Raw genomic sequence first — 14,776 nt, 5'->3', positions numbered from 1 at the left:
TGAAAACAAAGGCCCTTTTTTTATTAGCCTAGGTAAGACCAAGCTAGTGTAGCAACGATATAAACAATTCCAACATAAAACATAATCATAACTAAGAAGCCCATAATATCTTTTAGTTTTAAACGAGATAGTGCTAGTGCTGGTAAAATCCAGAATGGTTGTACTAAATCATTCCAAGCATTCCCAAGCATAACAGACATGGAAGTCTCCCCAAGTGAAGCTCCCAACTCTTTAGCTGCTTCAATCATGAATGGACCTTGTACTGCCCAGTGCCCCCCTCCAGAAGGTGCAAAGAAGTTAATGAAGAACGAACTAATCAAGCCCCAGAACGGTAGTGAATGCTCCGTGGAGATATCAACAAAAACTTGTGAAATTGTATCCACTAGACCCGATGCTGCCATGATTGCCATAATACCAGCATAGAATGGGAATTGAAGAATAATACCTGATACAGTTTTGATACCATCTGATAAATGCTCTGTATATTTTGCGGGAGTACCAAGTAAAATAATCCCTAGGAATAAGACCATAAAGTTAAGGATATTTAAGTCTAATGATTTCCCATTTGCAAAGTGAATTACTACATAAATAATACCTAAAGCACCAATCGTATAAGAAAGGATTCGACTATTATTTATTTTGTGAGCGAATGTATTGTCTTCTCCTAATACATTTATTTTTAGCTTTTTCGTATCAGCGTGTAAAGCAGGGTCAATTTCTTTTACATTTTTTGCTTCTTTCGGATGTAGCATTGCATTGAATAATGGTAATGTGATTAATAAGAAAATAGTTGTAAGAATCATTGGTAAACTAAAAATAGTCTCAGATAAAGCGATAAGACCCATATTCTCTTCCAAGAAATGCCCCGGTGTGGAGATTAGAATTGGAATAGAAGCAGAAAGACCTAATCCATAAAATGTGAAACCAGAATAAGCAGCAGCGATTATTAATGGATAATGGACTCCTTTTACTTTTAGTGCTAATTTTTTTGCGATAATACCACCGATAACTAGTCCGAATCCCCAGTTTAAGTAACTACCAATTCCACCTACTAATGTTGCAACAATTATTGCTGCTTTTGGCGTATGTACCATTGTAGCAATCTTATTCAAGAATCGATCCGTAATTGGAGCTGTTGCTAGTACATAACCCATTGCTAGAATGACAGCCATTTGTGTAGTGAAGGCTAAAAGGTTCCAAAAACCGTCACCCCAAGAAGTTGTTAAATTGAGGAATGAAATATCCTCGATGATAAGTGCTAAAATAAATGTTAATATCGTTAATCCAATCGCAAAGACGAATGGATCTGGTAAATACTTTCTCATAATAGACGTGAAAAAGTTTGTCATTTTTTCCATATAAAATCCCCCTAAAATTGTTAAATGAACAACAATTACTCCCATATAAATTTTTGTAATTTGAACAATTTAATCTTATTTATATAACAATGCCTAATTTTCAAAATAACTATGTTAAAATGTATCTAGTTAAAATTAACGGAGGTCCTATTTATGCAACAATTAAATACTTTATTAGTAACTGCATACGCAAAAGCTCCACAAGGTACAGCTATGTACGAAACCTATAAGCACGCAGGTATTGTGCTTGAAATCGATAAACTAACACATAACATAGTAGATGCCGAATTTACATTCATAACAGAGTTAGCGCAAAATTTCTTTAAACGCATGTTAATAGACTTTGACTTTACGTCTGATATCAATATTTTAATCGAGCGTATTGAAGAGCATTATATGGCTCCATCGAGTGGAGCGGTAATTGTAGCTTTAAAATCTGCGCAGAAAAGATACTTAGAAAAAATAGCTAAATAATCTTACTTTGATTGTTGTTGATATTAAAGCGTTTACATATATTCCTAAAAGAAAAATCTCTTTAGAGATTTTTCTTTTATTTTGATTGGCAATTTTCAACAATTGTTGTTATGCCAAGTCCACCAGCGATACATAATGTAACTAACCCATAACGCTTGCCGGTACGCTCTAATTCATGGATAAGTTTTGTCATTAAAATAGCTCCAGTTGCACCAATAGGATGTCCCATTGCAATAGCTCCACCATTAGGATTTACTTTGTTTTGATCTAAACCTAGTTCTTCGATAACTGCCAGTGATTGGGAAGCGAAGGCTTCATTTAGTTCAATCACATCGATGTCTTCAATGGAAAGGCCAGCTTGTTTTAATGCTTTTCGTGTTGCTGGAACAGGTCCAATACCCATGATAGAAGGGTCCACACCAGCAGCTGCTTGAGCGATGATTTTAACCTTTGGCTGAAGACCTAGCTGTTCGGCTTTTTCTTTTGACATTACTAGAAGTGCTGCGGCTCCATCATTACGACCACTAGCATTAGCAGCAGTTACAGATCCGCCCTCACGGAAAACTGGTTTTAAAGTAGCGAGCTTTTCTAAAGGTGTTAATCGTGGATGCTCATCTACCTTAAATATTTCAGTTGTTTTACGTGTTTTAATCTCATAGGGAACAATTTGTTTTTCAAAGTAGCCGTTTTTAATAGCATTAGCAGTACGTTCTTGACTTTGATAAGCAAATGCATCTTGTGCTTCACGAGAAATGGAGTATTTTTCAGCTAAATTTTCAGCTGTCTCACCCATTGTTTTTAGACCATATGATTCTGGCTGTGAGCCGGGCTGACTTTCTGTATTCGGATCTAGAATTTGGCTATTTCCTACATTTAGCCCGTACCTTGCATTGCGAATATAGTAGGGTGCTGTACTCATCGATTCTGTACCCCCAGCAATTATCACATCGCTTAATCCAAGTGCAATCTGCTGTGCAGCATTATTAATGGATTGTAAGCCAGATCCGCATTGGCGATGTACCGTGTAACCGGGCACTTCAAGTGGAATATCTGCACGTAATGAAGCAAGGCGAGCAACATTGGACTGATCAGCACTTTGTTTTGCTTGACCTAATATTACTTCATCCACTTCACTAGGATCGATTTGAGTACGATCCAGTAATTCTTTTATAACAGCAGCACCTAAGTAATCAGCGGTCTGTGTCATTAGCGAGCCGCCGAGCTTTCCAATTGCAGTACGAACGCCTTCTACAATTACTACTTCTTTCATGGTTATTCCTCCTTATTTCAAGCTATTTATAAATGTAGCTTCTGTATTAGCTTCTACTGTTTTTAAATCAACCTCAGGCATTAATTCAACTAAATGTAATTGACCATCGATGTATTTAAAAACTGCTAACTCCGTAATAATGACGTCCACACTACGGGTAGAGGTAATAGGATAATTACATTCCTTCAAAATTTTACTTTTTCCATCTTTAGATGTATGAGTCGTTGTTACAATAACTTTGCGAGCACCTACTAGTAAATCCATTGCGCCGCCTACACCAATAATGTTTTTTCCAGGTACTGCCCAGTTAGCGATACGCGCATGTTCATCTACTTGTAGAACTCCTAAAATTGCTACGTCCACATGACCTCCGCGAATCATTGCAAAGGATGCAGCGCTATCAAAGTAAGAGGCACCGACAGCTTCTCCAACTGCAAATTTACCTGCATTAACTATATTAGGATCGATATCTTCCTCGGTTACATCCTCGACACCAAGCATCCCGTTTTCGGTGTGTAGATACACATGGTTTTGTTCTACATAGTTTGCGACAAGTGTTGGAATCCCAATGCCTAAGTTAACAATTTGTCCTTGCTCTAATTCCCTAGCAGCACGCCTTGCGATAGCTTCTTGAATTGGATTAGCCATGTTCGATGACACCTTCCTTTGTCAAAATCTTTTTCGCTAGTATAACGCGGTCAACGAACAAGTGGGGTGTAGCTATTTCATCACTTTTTAGTTCGCCAGCTTCTACTATTTCCTCCACTTCGACAATTACTGTTTTAGCAGCTGTTGCCATAAGAGGGTTAAAGTTGCGGGCTGTTTTGTAATACACAAGATTGCCCAATGTATCTGCTTTATAGGCACGAATAATGGCTACATCCGCTTGTAATGCTTCTTCAAGCACGTATTCCTCGCCTTTAAACACTTTGGTTTCTTTACCTTTAGCTAAATTAGTGCCAAAAGAAGTCTTTGTATAATACCCAGCAATCCCAGCGCCGCCAGCTCGAATGGATTCTGCTAATGTACCTTGTGGCAATAACTCAATTTCGATTTCTCCACGCTGGAAGGCATCGCCTACGTCTCGATTTCCCGTGAAATAAGAGCCTATCGCTTTTTTTACTTTCTTTTCTTCTAGTAATTTTCCTAAGCCTTTACCTTGTTCACCAAGATTATTACTTATAATCGTTAAGTCTTTAACATCAAGTTCTACTAACGTATCAATTAGTGTTAGAGGCCCGCCTACGAGACCAAAGCCACCAACCATAATTGTCTGCCCACTTTGAACACATTCTAGTGCTTTTTCGGCTGAGTCATAAATTTTCAAGTTTTTTCACTCCGTTACTTTTGGATAAGTGCGTCACTGATTTCGAACCAAGAGGGGATACCTGCTGTCAACAGACAAATGTATCCAAGCTCTGCTAGTCGAGGCTCATCTACGCCTTTTTCACGTGCTTTTTTTGCCCAGTAATCTGTTTCTGCATTTTTTAACACAGTTGTGTAAATGCCTGTCATTAAAATGTATTTCATTTGTTCATCGACTACGTTTGATGCTAGTAATTTCTCGGATAAAGCGTTTTCATCTCCCGATACAAAAAGAGTTAAGAGTTGTTCGTAATAATCTTTACTAATATCAGTTGAAGCAAATTGTGCATAATAACGTACAATATCTATCGCTGTTGCATCGTGTGAAACTTTCTCAGATTGTGTGCCAGTTAACTCTAGAGCATATTCAAAAGATTGAAGACCAATTTGTAATGCTTTTTCTCCACCGTAGTTATAGGCCACAAGTAAATACTCTGCTAATTCTTCTAAAGTAGCACCACCATCAATAGCACCTTTTGTGTGATAGACCATGCTTCGAGCATAGTGCCTTGCAGAGTTAATACCAACTAGTAAAATATCTTTTTCTTTTACAGAAAGAACTCCCTCAGCCATTGCTGCACCACGTAATGCAGTGTAATGATCTAGCATTGCTGGGTTATAATCATGCATTTTCTGAACCCAACCTGGTACGACATCGTAAACCTTTTTGAAGTAATCTAATCCAGTTGACATATCATTTTCGCTCCTTTTTAAAAAATAAAAAGGCCACACTACGCCTATGACACAATAGTAGTGTCTTTTAAGAGTAGTGAGGCCAACAGTCAAGTGGGGAAAAACAAAGAAAGGTCATTTCTCTGTAGCCACCTGATAGGCTTATATTTATGATTATCTAATTATTCACATATAATTCGACAAATTTCAACCCTTTTTTATAATTTTTTTACAAAATCCTTTATTGTCGGGTTTACATCGTTACGTTCCTCGAAAACAAGTGTATAGTGATTGCTGTCTGTTGTGATTTTATGGATATTTTTTGCGTATTGCTGTGTTTCGATATACGATTCAGCTAAAAATAATGCAGGCATGGCACCAATACCACCGGTAGAATGTACTAGTAACACTGGACATTCTACCCCAGCAAACACTTCTGCTGGCTTGTAGTCATAGAAGCTTTGGAAGTCTTGACGAATTTTTGTTTCATCCGATTTATTCTCCCAATGACCATCTACTTCTGCTATCTCATAGCGACCAACACTTTCCATATGCTCATCCCAAACTACTCCAAGATTACTATAGATTTTCTTGATTTCCTCTAAATATGCTTCTGCAGTTTCGTAATGTTTACTAATTCTACCAAGAGAAGGTTCCACAATTTGACGCTGATGATCCGTACAGGTGGCAGCACCATCAAGTAAAATAACACCTTTCACATCATCACGTTTACTAGCTACATTTGCCATAATGAACCCACCCATTGAGTAGCCCATTAATATAGGATTTTGTATGTTTAATGCATCGATTAAACTGATAATATCCTTTGTATGCTGCTCTATGCCTGTATTTTCGGTAGCAGCGGAGCTATTACCACGGCCTCTTAAATCAACAGAAATAAAACGATATTCTCCCTTTAGTAATTCAGCATAGTAATGTAGCTGCTTACTATTTCCTGTTAAGCCGTGAACCCCGATGATTACACCCTTTGTTCCTTCATATTCAGCGTAAGCTAAAGTACCACCGTTGACTTCAATTGAACGATATTCCATATGTATCCTCCTTATGTACAAAGTATAGAGTAATTTGTACACCTTCTTTTTAAAAATGTCAAAATTATTGGTGCAAATTGGTAACTTGGAAGCTTTTCTTAGTTAGTAGAACTATTAATAATTCCCATTGCATCGCTAATTCTATTAGCATTTTCTAATAGTAGGGGTAGGAACTCCTTTGTAAGTACTTCTTTGGAAATTCTTCCTGCATGGGTCGAGCAGTTGATGGCTGCAATTACTTTACCATTTGCATCTCGAATTGGAGCTGCGATAGAACGAAGACCCTCTTCAAACTGTTGGTCGACGCCGCCCCAGTTTTTTTCGCGAACGTCTTCTAATATCGTGCGTAATTGGTCTTTATCGAGAATTGTATTATCTGTAAATTTTTCGAGGTTCAAATTGTTTAAGTATTTCTCTAGGTCCTCTTTAGATAAATTAGCGAGTAATACATGTCCCATTGATGTTGCATATGCTGGCAATTTCGATCCAACATCTAGGTTGATGGACATAATTCGCTTCGTGGATACACGGGCGACGTAGATAATATCTATGCCATCTAATATCGAAATGGAGCAGGATTCTCCGGTTTGATGGACAAAGTCCCGCATGAAAGGATGTGCGATACTCCATTTGTTATTTGAAGATAAATACGCATAGCCAAGTGAAAGTGTTCGAGCGGTAAGAGTGAAAAGCCCATTATTTGATTCAGCAAACCCAAGATGCTCTAGTGTCAGTAAAATTCTGCGAGCGGTTGGTCTACTAAGACCTGTAATTTTAGAAACATCGCTAATTGTTAAAGCTTTGTTATTTTGGGAGAATGCTTGAATTACCTGAAGTCCTCGATCTAATGATTGAATATAATCTCCAGATTCTTTGAAATTGTCTAATTTTTCTGTTGACAAAAATATTACCCCCTTGCTAAGATAAGTTTGTACGAATAAAGAAACTTTGTACGTATAACGTACAATATTTAAGTGTTTTTAGCAAATCAAATACCAATTATTTAAAAGTTTTATATTTTTTAATCAAAAATGTATGCGTTTTCAATGTGGTCGTGGGAATTTATTAAAATCAAAATTTGAGGGGGAAACTGACATGGTAGTAGAAACAACTGTAAAGAACGCACGAGTATTAGAAGCGTACGAAGGTTTTGTTAAGCATATGAAAGCTTTCTTGGATGAGCAACAATTCAATCATGAAGAATATACGAATTTTGTACATTGGGCTGATCGCTTAGGTAGAAGTGGCGAAATTCCGTTGTTCTTAGATGTATTCGTAGAAACCTATGTTTTAGAGGCAAAATATAAAAATACTCCAGGTACGGAACCATCATTATTAGGGCCGTACTACGAAGAAAATTCACCTTTACTAGAGGGGTCTAAAGTTGTCATTCCACAAAGACCTGAAGAACCGGGGGATAAATTGAAATTCTTCGGTAATGTAAGTTCTGTAAATGGACCAATTGGAAAGACGAAAGTAGAGTGGTGGCAGGATGATGCAGACGGTTTGTATTCAAACTATGATTCAACTGCACCTGAATTTAATTTACGCGGTCAATTCTACACGGATGAAAATGGGGATTTTGAAGTAGAGTCAATTGTTCCGATTCCATACCAAATTCCAACAAATGGTCCAACTGGTGAGTTTACATTCGCAGCAGGCTACCATGCATATCGCCCTGCGCATATTCATATTAAGTTTGAGCACGAAGGTCACGAAACTTTGATCACGCAAGTCTTCTTTGAAGGCGATATTTGGTTAGAAACAGATGTTGCAAGCGGTGTTCGCTCATCACTAACAACACAGCTAATAGACAAAGGTGACCATAAAGAAGCTTCGTTAAACTTCATCATGCGAACTGAATAATTCGTGCATTCTATAGCTGTCGAGTTATCTTGACAGCTATTTATATTTCAGAATTTTATATGTGAAGGGCATAAGAATAGTCAAAAGATGATAGATATTTTCTTAGAAAAGATATAAGAGATAAAATACATAGGGTTGAATGGGAGGAAAATATGAATCAGGTATTTAAAAAACTAAACCAGAGTATGTGGAATTCACATAAGCAAACGAAAGATTTGGTAACGATGGCTAGTATACGAAATCACAGCAATGCAGGGGTGGCAGTTGGTGATATGTCGATTCCAAAAACGACAACAAGTACAAAAGAAAAAAATAAACGAAAGAACTCTTATACTACAACTCAGTTGGTAGGACTTTTTTTAGGACCACTACTATTTCTATTAACTTTGTATTTATTGCCTTTACCTGGGCTAAGTGATGAAGGGCGAGCTGTGCTCGCAATAACAATATGGATGGCAGTATGGTGGATCTTAGAGTCAATCCCACTCGGAATTACATCGCTAATGCCGCTTGTTTTACTACCAGTGATGGGGGCACTTCCAGAAAGTGTGGCAGCGTCTAGTTACGGAAATTCTCTAATCTTCTTATTCATTGGAGGATTTGCGCTTGCCTTGGCACTAGAACGTTGGAATCTCCATGAGCGTATCGCTATTTTGGTTCTTAGCCTAGTGGGAACAAGTACATCAGGACTAGTGCTCGGATTTATGTTAGCAACGGGTTTCATTTCGATGTGGGTATCAAACATGGCGACAGTTATGCTAATGCTTCCAATTGGTACAGCTATTATCGCTAAAGTTGTAACATTGATGAAAGAAGATAATGTGCATTCTATTGATGAAGAAACGAAATTTACAAAATCAATTATCTTTGCAATTGGTTTTGGTGGAACAATTGGAGGAAGTGCTACATTAATTGGGACTCCGACAAACCTTATATTAGCGGGCCTTGCGAGCGAACTATTAGGTATTGAAATTACCTTTGCACAATTCTTTTTATTCGCATTCCCACTAATAACATTGTTAATGCTGTTTTCGATTTTTTATATTACTAAAATTGCTTATCCGATGAAGGTAAAAAAAATAAAAAATGGACGTCAGTTTGTGGTAGACCGCCATAAGGAATTAGGTAAGTGGTCTTATGAGGAAAAAATTGTAATAGCTATTTTTGGAGTCACCGCCTTTATGTGGATGACTAGAACATTCATTTGGACTGACATCATTCCGGGATTGAGTGACACTATGATTGCCATGGTAGCGACAGTTCTACTACATATTATCCCATCTCCAAATAGACCGGGTGAGCGTCTTCTCGGAGGTGACTCACTGAAAAACATGCCTTGGGGCGTTCTACTTTTAGTAGGTGGTGGTCTTGCGCTTGCTGCAGGCTTTAATGGAACAGACCTCGCAAGCTGGATTGGTAGCCAATTGCTATTACTTGAAGGGACTTCTTATATCCTAATCCTTGCAGTTACTACGTTATTAGGTATTGGTATGACCCAAGTGACACCTAATACAGCTACTGTGACGATTCTTCTACCGATTGCAGCTGCATTAGCTTTAGCTGTCAACGTGCATCCTTTACCACTTATGACTGCAGTAGCTATGGGTGCTGGATTTGCATTTATGCTGCCTATTGGTACACCGTCAAATGCATTAATATTTGCTACTGGCAAAATTACAATGATGGATATGCTTCGAAAAGGTACAGGGCTTACAGTTCTAGCTTTTGCTTTAATTGTGTTGTTCGTGTATTTTGTACTTCCGTTAATATTCGGCATCAATCTGTTCGAATACCCGGATGCTTTAAAATAATTAGTTGGTTTGGAAATAAACCTAATCTTGTAAATGCTAGAGAATTGCCAGTTGGACTAGCAATTGAAACGAGTGGTACTAATGTCAGAAGTATCTATTGAAGAAGCGCGAGAAAAAGAGATAAATTTTACTTAAAAATAAGGAGTGTTGAACATGAAAATACGTTCGTTTGATGTATATATTTTAGATTTACCAACGATTCGTCCACACCAATTGGCGATGCATACAATTGTTTCACAATCGATCGTAGTTGGTTGCGTGACAGACGAAGAAGGACATGAAGGATGGTCAGAGGTAGCGACTATTGGTGGTGCATCTTATGGCGAGTCGACACCAGAAGCGATTAAAGCAAATATTGATACGTATATTACTCCTTTAGTAATTGGGAAAGATCCAGTTCACTTCGATAGGATCATGTACGAAGTATCGAAGCTAGTTAGAGGGAATAATTTTGCGAAAACGGTTGTGGAATCAGCAATTATCGACTTGGCAGCTAGAAGTAAAGGGGTTCCTGCTTTCGAATTATTTGGTGGGCAAATCCATACTTCATTGCCAATTGCTTGGACACTTGCAAGTGGAAACACAGAGACAGATATTGAGGAAGCACAGGAATTTTTGAAGCAAAAACGCCATAACATTTTCAAATTGAAAATAGGAAAGGGCGATCCATATAAAAATGTGGAGCATGTTCGTAAGATTAAAGCTGCAGTTGGTGACCAGGCGCGTATTACAGTAGATGTAAATCAGGCTTGGGATGAGGATACGGCGAATTATTGCATCGCTGCCTTAGAAGACGGTGGCGTTTCCATGGTTGAACAGCCACTTCCTACCTGGAATTATGAAGGAATGTCGAGACTTACTAGCAGATTCAAAGTACCTATTATGGCGGATGAAGCAGCAAATAGTGTCCAGGACGTATTTCAAATTGCGAAGCACCGTGCAGGAAATTGTATCGCACTGAAGCCATGTAAAGCAGGGGGGCTAACGCAAACAAAGAAAGTAGCTGGTATTGCAGAGGCTGCAGGATTAGGTTTGTATGGTGGTACAATGATCGAGTCTAGCTTAGGGACAGCTATTTGTGCGCAGCTTTACGCAACTATTCCAGAGATAAAATTTGGCACAGAGATATTCGGACCTTTATTGTTCAAGGATAATATTACGGTGAATGAAATGGAATATGAAAACTTTGAAGTAGTGATTCCGACGGGACATGGGTTTGGCATGGAAATTGATCGCCAAAAAGTGAAACATTACGCAAGAAAGTGACCCTGTGTGCAAAACAATCGTGTTAGTTCAAACAAACGTGAATGTTTGAACTTTCATGTTTGTTTGCTACACAGGGAAGCAAAACGTACTGTTACGCCACTTTTAAATGTAAATTCCTTAAACAGATTGTACTTCATAGTTATCTCCTTTTAAAAACACCTCTTCAACAAAGAAGAGGTGTTTTAATATTATGCGAAATTTTTCATCCACTCTTGGAAGTTAACAATAACTGTATCTAAAAATTCAATTGTTGCTTGATCTGTTAATTCGCCGTTATCATTGAATTTTGTATGCGCTGCCCCAACGTACACTTCATTCATTGGCAATAACGGTGAGTTTAAACCACTTGCGAATAAAATATCACGCAAATGCATTTGTGCTTTTACAGAGCCCATAGCACCCATAGATGCTCCCATAATCATTGATGGTTTTCCGTTCATTACTTTATCTACACGACTCATCCAGTCAATAGCGTTTCCTAAAACACCTGGAATTGTAGAGTTATACTCTGGTGTTACCCAAAGAACAGCGTCTGCTGCTTTCACTTTTGCTTTGAAGTCTAATACTTCTTGTGGTGCATCTAACTCGATATCTTGGTTATACATTGGAATTGGTGCAATGTCTAAAATTTCTACTTCGAACTTGTCCGCATAACGTGCTTGTACGTGTTTTGCTAGTTGTAAATTATATGATTCTTTACGAATACTTCCTACGATTGCTACTACTTTCATGATACGATTCCTCCAAAATTCTATTTAACGGAAATTTTCTCAATTTCCATTGTAAGTGTGTGACTGCCGGTTTTTAACGATGACACGATTCGTTTCGTATTGCTGCGAGTAATTTGAGAAGCAGGTGCGGCTATTGCTAAAGCAGCAATGACTTCCCCATCTCGAAAAATGGGTAGTGCAATGCAACGGATGCCAACGATCCGCTCTTCATCATCAAATGCATATCCAACCTCTCGAATAGCTTTTAAATGATAACGAAACAGCTGTGAATCTTGACATGTGTTTTTAGTTACACGTTCAAGGGACATTTTTTCAAGTAACGACTCTAATTGTTCTTCCTGTAAATTAGCTAAAATCACTTTTCCTAAAGCGGATTGATGTAATTTGGATCGGTTGCCAACCTCTTCATCCGCAGATGCCAAAAAAGGTTCATGAAGAACTTGAGCCATGACAAGATCTGTCCCATCCATTTTTCCTACATAGGTACTCATTTGTAGCTGTTTTGCAATTTGATGAATCGTTTGCAAAGAGGTCCAATCCATTGAAGAACGTCGCTCAAAGCTTTCGCAAGACATTTTATGATTAATGTAAAACTGATTTTGCAATTTATAAATATAATCCATTTCCTCAAGTGTTGCGAGTAAACGAAAGGCTGTAGATTTATTTAACATCAGTTCATCAGTGATTTTCTTCAGCGTAATACCTTGGCTTTTTTTTACAAGCTCTAAAACGAGAAGTCCTTTTTTCAATGTCGAAACTTCATATTGTGTCATGTCATCACCTCAGTCCTTTGTTAGTATAGAAGGTTACTAAAAGTAATTCAAAATATTTGACTTACGTTTCACTATTTGAAACTTTTACTTTGTGTGCGATGGTAATGTTTGGTGAGTGAACAGGTATATATAAGAAAAATACAACGTTTCATATGTAAGAAGCACCGACTAAATAGATAAATAGAAAATATAAAGCTGCGAAATATTTTCCACTGTTTCTATTTTAGGTTTTTCCTCATATCTTTTTTCTGTCCGCTTTGATTCTTCTACACTTTTTTATATATTGCAAGCAGCTTAATTTTAAAAATATATGTATTTCCATTTAAATCCTAGTATAAAAAATGTGTTTAGATGCACTTTAAAACAGTCAACGAAATTAGATTTTAGAAATTCTGGTAAACCATTTACTATGGCAAAAGACTACTTTCAAAAGCAACTTCTTAACAAAAAGGTTTGTATGACTTGTTTTAAGGGCAATACATATAAGGGATTATTGAAAAGTATATTGGAGGTAGAACATTGAATACTAGAATTACGATTTTTACATTAATTTTTTTATGTATGACTTTTATTACTGTAAGTGCAGCTGAACCATTAGTGAACGAAGTGAATTTATCGAATGAACATACGGGAGATATGCTTGACTCTGAGGAAAGTTCTATAATTCTTCCGGATTCATCTATACATACCGTCATAGAAGGGGACAACTTATATGACATTGCAGCTACTTATAATATTTCGGTTGATTTACTAATGGAGTGGAATGGATTGACTGATCATGTGATCTATCCAAAAGACCAGCTTGTATTAAGTAAAGATGCTGAATTGGTTAAGCACCCAGATTCTATACCACCAGATGGACCGGGAATAGAGATGACAGTGGAGGCAACTGCCTATACCGCCTATTGCTATGGCTGTATTGGAATAACTGCTTTTGGTATTGATCTAAGATCTAATCCAGAGGAAAAAGTGATTGCAGTGGATCCGTCAGTTATTCCGCTCGGTACTAAAGTGTGGGTGGAAGGCTACGGAGAGGCGATTGCCGGAGATACGGGGGGAGCGATAAAGGGTAATCGAATTGATGTATTCATTCCTACTTATGATGGGGCGATTGAGTGGGGCAGACAAATAATAACGGTGAAAATTTTGGAGTAATTTTCTATGGGAAATTATGTGTTTTAAACGCCATTTTTCCAAACAGATTTTAGTTGTTTGGAAGGGTGGTTTCTTTTTATTTTGTGCGAATGTTTGTTTTTCAAAGTTTTTGGGCAATACTTAGTCAAATTTAAAAGTGATTGAAAGATTGCTTGTAAGGAGGATTTAGTATTGAAAGCAAAAACGATGTTAATGATTTTAATCGTTACTTTTTCGATGAGCTCAGTAACGTATGCGGCTGACTCTTTTCTAGTCGCCACGAATGATGGAGAAGGAAATGATATATATAAGTCAGATAGCGAGACAGATTATATTCTTTTCGATGATGCTTTAAATCTTGAACTGGCTTATGATTTTCTATTTGAGCCTAAGACATACACTGTAGAAAAAGGTGATAATCTATTTCGAATTGCCCTTGAGCATAGTGTTTCGTTGGAATCGCTTATGGAATGGAATGATATTGAGGGCTATTTAATCTTCCCTGGTGATGTGTTAAAAATAAGCAAGGAAGATATCCCTGAGCCTGTTAATAAGGTAGCCGTTGCATCAACTGTAGCTAGAAGTTCCCCTCCTTCTGATACGAGTGACAAACCAAAAGTAACCGCGTCCTCTTCAATAGTAGAACCGGCAAGTTCTGGAGAAGAGATGACTGTAACTGCTACTGCTTATACCGCTTACTGTGAAGGATGCACAGGAACAACCGCATACGGAATTGATTTGCGAGCCAACCCTGATCAAAAGGTAATAGCCGTAGATCCACGGATAATCCCACTAGGAACCAAAGTGTGGGTAGAAGGCTATGGAGAAGCAATAGCTGGTGACACTGGAGGAGCTATCAAAGGGAATAAAATTGATGTATTTATCCCTTCATATGACCATGCAATTGCTTGGGGAGTCAAAGAAGTAAAAATTAAAGTAATCAATTAAACCAAAATCCAGCTTAGCAATTAATTGCTAAGCTGGATTTTTTTGTAGAAGGTGTA

Annotated in this window: 15 protein-coding genes; 6 read left to right on the top strand and 9 right to left on the bottom strand. The window is 37.7% G+C overall.

Annotated elements, in window-relative coordinates; all coding sequences use genetic code 11:
• Positions 1–23: 23 nt before the first annotated feature.
• On the bottom strand, positions 24–1,358 hold the full coding sequence (locus ACN6MX_RS16660; protein ID WP_419959949.1) for a short-chain fatty acid transporter: 1,335 nt from the start codon (positions 1,356–1,358) through the stop codon (positions 24–26).
• 153 nt (positions 1,359–1,511) lie between these two features.
• On the opposite strand from ACN6MX_RS16660, the gene ACN6MX_RS16655 reads away from it, so the two are divergent.
• A complete protein-coding gene (locus tag ACN6MX_RS16655) occupies positions 1,512–1,832 on the top strand; it encodes a DUF3870 domain-containing protein (RefSeq protein ID WP_419959948.1) in 321 nt (106 codons plus the stop codon).
• A 76-nt stretch (positions 1,833–1,908) separates the two neighbouring features.
• Here ACN6MX_RS16655 and ACN6MX_RS16650 read toward each other — a convergent pair whose 3' ends face one another.
• The 6 genes from ACN6MX_RS16650 to ACN6MX_RS16625 form a co-directional block, all read right to left on the bottom strand.
• Entirely contained in the window at positions 1,909–3,102 is a 1,194-nt protein-coding gene (locus tag ACN6MX_RS16650) for a thiolase family protein (protein WP_419959947.1), read from the bottom strand.
• A gap of 12 nt (positions 3,103–3,114) precedes the next feature.
• On the bottom strand, positions 3,115–3,750 hold the full coding sequence (locus tag ACN6MX_RS16645; protein WP_419959946.1) for a 3-oxoacid CoA-transferase subunit B: 636 nt from the start codon (positions 3,748–3,750) through the stop codon (positions 3,115–3,117).
• Entirely contained in the window at positions 3,743–4,429 is a 687-nt protein-coding gene (locus ACN6MX_RS16640) for a CoA transferase subunit A (protein WP_419959945.1), read from the bottom strand. The genes ACN6MX_RS16645 and ACN6MX_RS16640 overlap by 8 nt, the downstream gene beginning before the upstream one ends.
• A 14-nt stretch (positions 4,430–4,443) precedes the next feature.
• Positions 4,444–5,160 (bottom strand): carboxymuconolactone decarboxylase family protein, encoded by a 717-nt coding sequence (locus ACN6MX_RS16635; RefSeq protein WP_419959944.1) that lies wholly within the window; start codon positions 5,158–5,160, stop codon positions 4,444–4,446.
• Positions 5,161–5,357: 197 nt separating this feature from the next.
• Entirely contained in the window at positions 5,358–6,191 is an 834-nt protein-coding gene (locus ACN6MX_RS16630; protein WP_419959943.1) for an alpha/beta fold hydrolase, read from the bottom strand.
• A gap of 98 nt (positions 6,192–6,289) precedes the next feature.
• Positions 6,290–7,093, bottom strand: a complete 804-nt coding sequence (locus ACN6MX_RS16625) for an IclR family transcriptional regulator (RefSeq protein ID WP_419959942.1) — start codon at positions 7,091–7,093, stop codon at positions 6,290–6,292.
• Positions 7,094–7,286: 193 nt separating this feature from the next.
• Here ACN6MX_RS16625 and ACN6MX_RS16620 point away from each other — a divergent pair, with 193 nt between their 5' ends.
• From ACN6MX_RS16620 to ACN6MX_RS16610, 3 genes are all read left to right on the top strand, one after another.
• Positions 7,287–8,057, top strand: coding sequence for a dioxygenase (locus ACN6MX_RS16620; protein ID WP_419959941.1), 771 nt, complete (start codon positions 7,287–7,289; stop codon positions 8,055–8,057).
• Positions 8,058–8,209: 152 nt separating this feature from the next.
• Entirely contained in the window at positions 8,210–9,868 is a 1,659-nt protein-coding gene (locus tag ACN6MX_RS16615) for an SLC13 family permease (protein ID WP_419959940.1), read from the top strand.
• Between the two features lie 153 nt (positions 9,869–10,021).
• Positions 10,022–11,134 (top strand): muconate cycloisomerase family protein, encoded by a 1,113-nt coding sequence (locus ACN6MX_RS16610; RefSeq protein WP_419959939.1) that lies wholly within the window; start codon positions 10,022–10,024, stop codon positions 11,132–11,134.
• Between the two features lie 188 nt (positions 11,135–11,322).
• On the opposite strand, the gene ACN6MX_RS16605 is transcribed toward ACN6MX_RS16610, so the two are convergent.
• Together ACN6MX_RS16605 and ACN6MX_RS16600 are read right to left on the bottom strand one after the other, a co-directional pair.
• The gene (locus tag ACN6MX_RS16605) at positions 11,323–11,865 is read right to left on the bottom strand and encodes an NADPH-dependent FMN reductase (protein WP_419959938.1); all 543 of its coding nucleotides are present in this window, start codon (positions 11,863–11,865) and stop codon (positions 11,323–11,325) included.
• A 20-nt stretch (positions 11,866–11,885) separates the two neighbouring features.
• Positions 11,886–12,638, bottom strand: a complete 753-nt coding sequence (locus tag ACN6MX_RS16600) for an IclR family transcriptional regulator (RefSeq protein ID WP_419959937.1) — start codon at positions 12,636–12,638, stop codon at positions 11,886–11,888.
• Positions 12,639–13,157: 519 nt separating this feature from the next.
• Here ACN6MX_RS16600 and ACN6MX_RS16595 point away from each other — a divergent pair.
• Together ACN6MX_RS16595 and ACN6MX_RS16590 are read left to right on the top strand one after the other, a co-directional pair.
• The gene (locus ACN6MX_RS16595; RefSeq protein WP_419959936.1) at positions 13,158–13,793 is read left to right on the top strand and encodes a 3D domain-containing protein; all 636 of its coding nucleotides are present in this window, start codon (positions 13,158–13,160) and stop codon (positions 13,791–13,793) included.
• Positions 13,794–13,964: 171 nt separating this feature from the next.
• On the top strand, positions 13,965–14,720 hold the full coding sequence (locus tag ACN6MX_RS16590; protein ID WP_419959935.1) for a 3D domain-containing protein: 756 nt from the start codon (positions 13,965–13,967) through the stop codon (positions 14,718–14,720).
• The last annotated feature ends 56 nt before the right edge of the window (positions 14,721–14,776 follow it).

It is taken from the genome of Psychrobacillus sp. BM2, assembly GCF_048572895.1.
Taxonomy (GTDB): domain Bacteria; phylum Bacillota; class Bacilli; order Bacillales_A; family Planococcaceae; genus Psychrobacillus.
Note: the sequence above shows the minus strand (reverse complement) of the source record. Positions and strands in the feature narration are given on the sequence as shown.

Excerpts from the sequence above, each read along its gene's own strand:
- ACN6MX_RS16605 (WP_419959938.1), bottom strand. The coding sequence starts at position 11,865 with ATGAAAGTAGTAGCAATCGTAGGAAGTATTCGTAAAGAATCATATAAT.
- ACN6MX_RS16645 (WP_419959946.1), bottom strand. The coding sequence starts at position 3,750 with ATGGCTAATCCAATTCAAGAAGCTATCGCAAGGCGTGCTGCTAGGGAA.
- ACN6MX_RS16660 (WP_419959949.1), bottom strand. The coding sequence starts at position 1,358 with ATGGAAAAAATGACAAACTTTTTCACGTCTATTATGAGAAAGTATTTA.
- ACN6MX_RS16650 (WP_419959947.1), bottom strand. The coding sequence starts at position 3,102 with ATGAAAGAAGTAGTAATTGTAGAAGGCGTTCGTACTGCAATTGGAAAG.
- ACN6MX_RS16655 (WP_419959948.1), top strand. The coding sequence starts at position 1,512 with ATGCAACAATTAAATACTTTATTAGTAACTGCATACGCAAAAGCTCCA.
- ACN6MX_RS16615 (WP_419959940.1), top strand. The coding sequence starts at position 8,210 with ATGAATCAGGTATTTAAAAAACTAAACCAGAGTATGTGGAATTCACAT.
- ACN6MX_RS16635 (WP_419959944.1), bottom strand. The coding sequence starts at position 5,160 with ATGTCAACTGGATTAGATTACTTCAAAAAGGTTTACGATGTCGTACCA.
- ACN6MX_RS16600 (WP_419959937.1), bottom strand. The coding sequence starts at position 12,638 with ATGACACAATATGAAGTTTCGACATTGAAAAAAGGACTTCTCGTTTTA.
- ACN6MX_RS16630 (WP_419959943.1), bottom strand. The coding sequence starts at position 6,191 with ATGGAATATCGTTCAATTGAAGTCAACGGTGGTACTTTAGCTTACGCT.
- ACN6MX_RS16620 (WP_419959941.1), top strand. The coding sequence starts at position 7,287 with ATGGTAGTAGAAACAACTGTAAAGAACGCACGAGTATTAGAAGCGTAC.
- ACN6MX_RS16610 (WP_419959939.1), top strand. The coding sequence starts at position 10,022 with ATGAAAATACGTTCGTTTGATGTATATATTTTAGATTTACCAACGATT.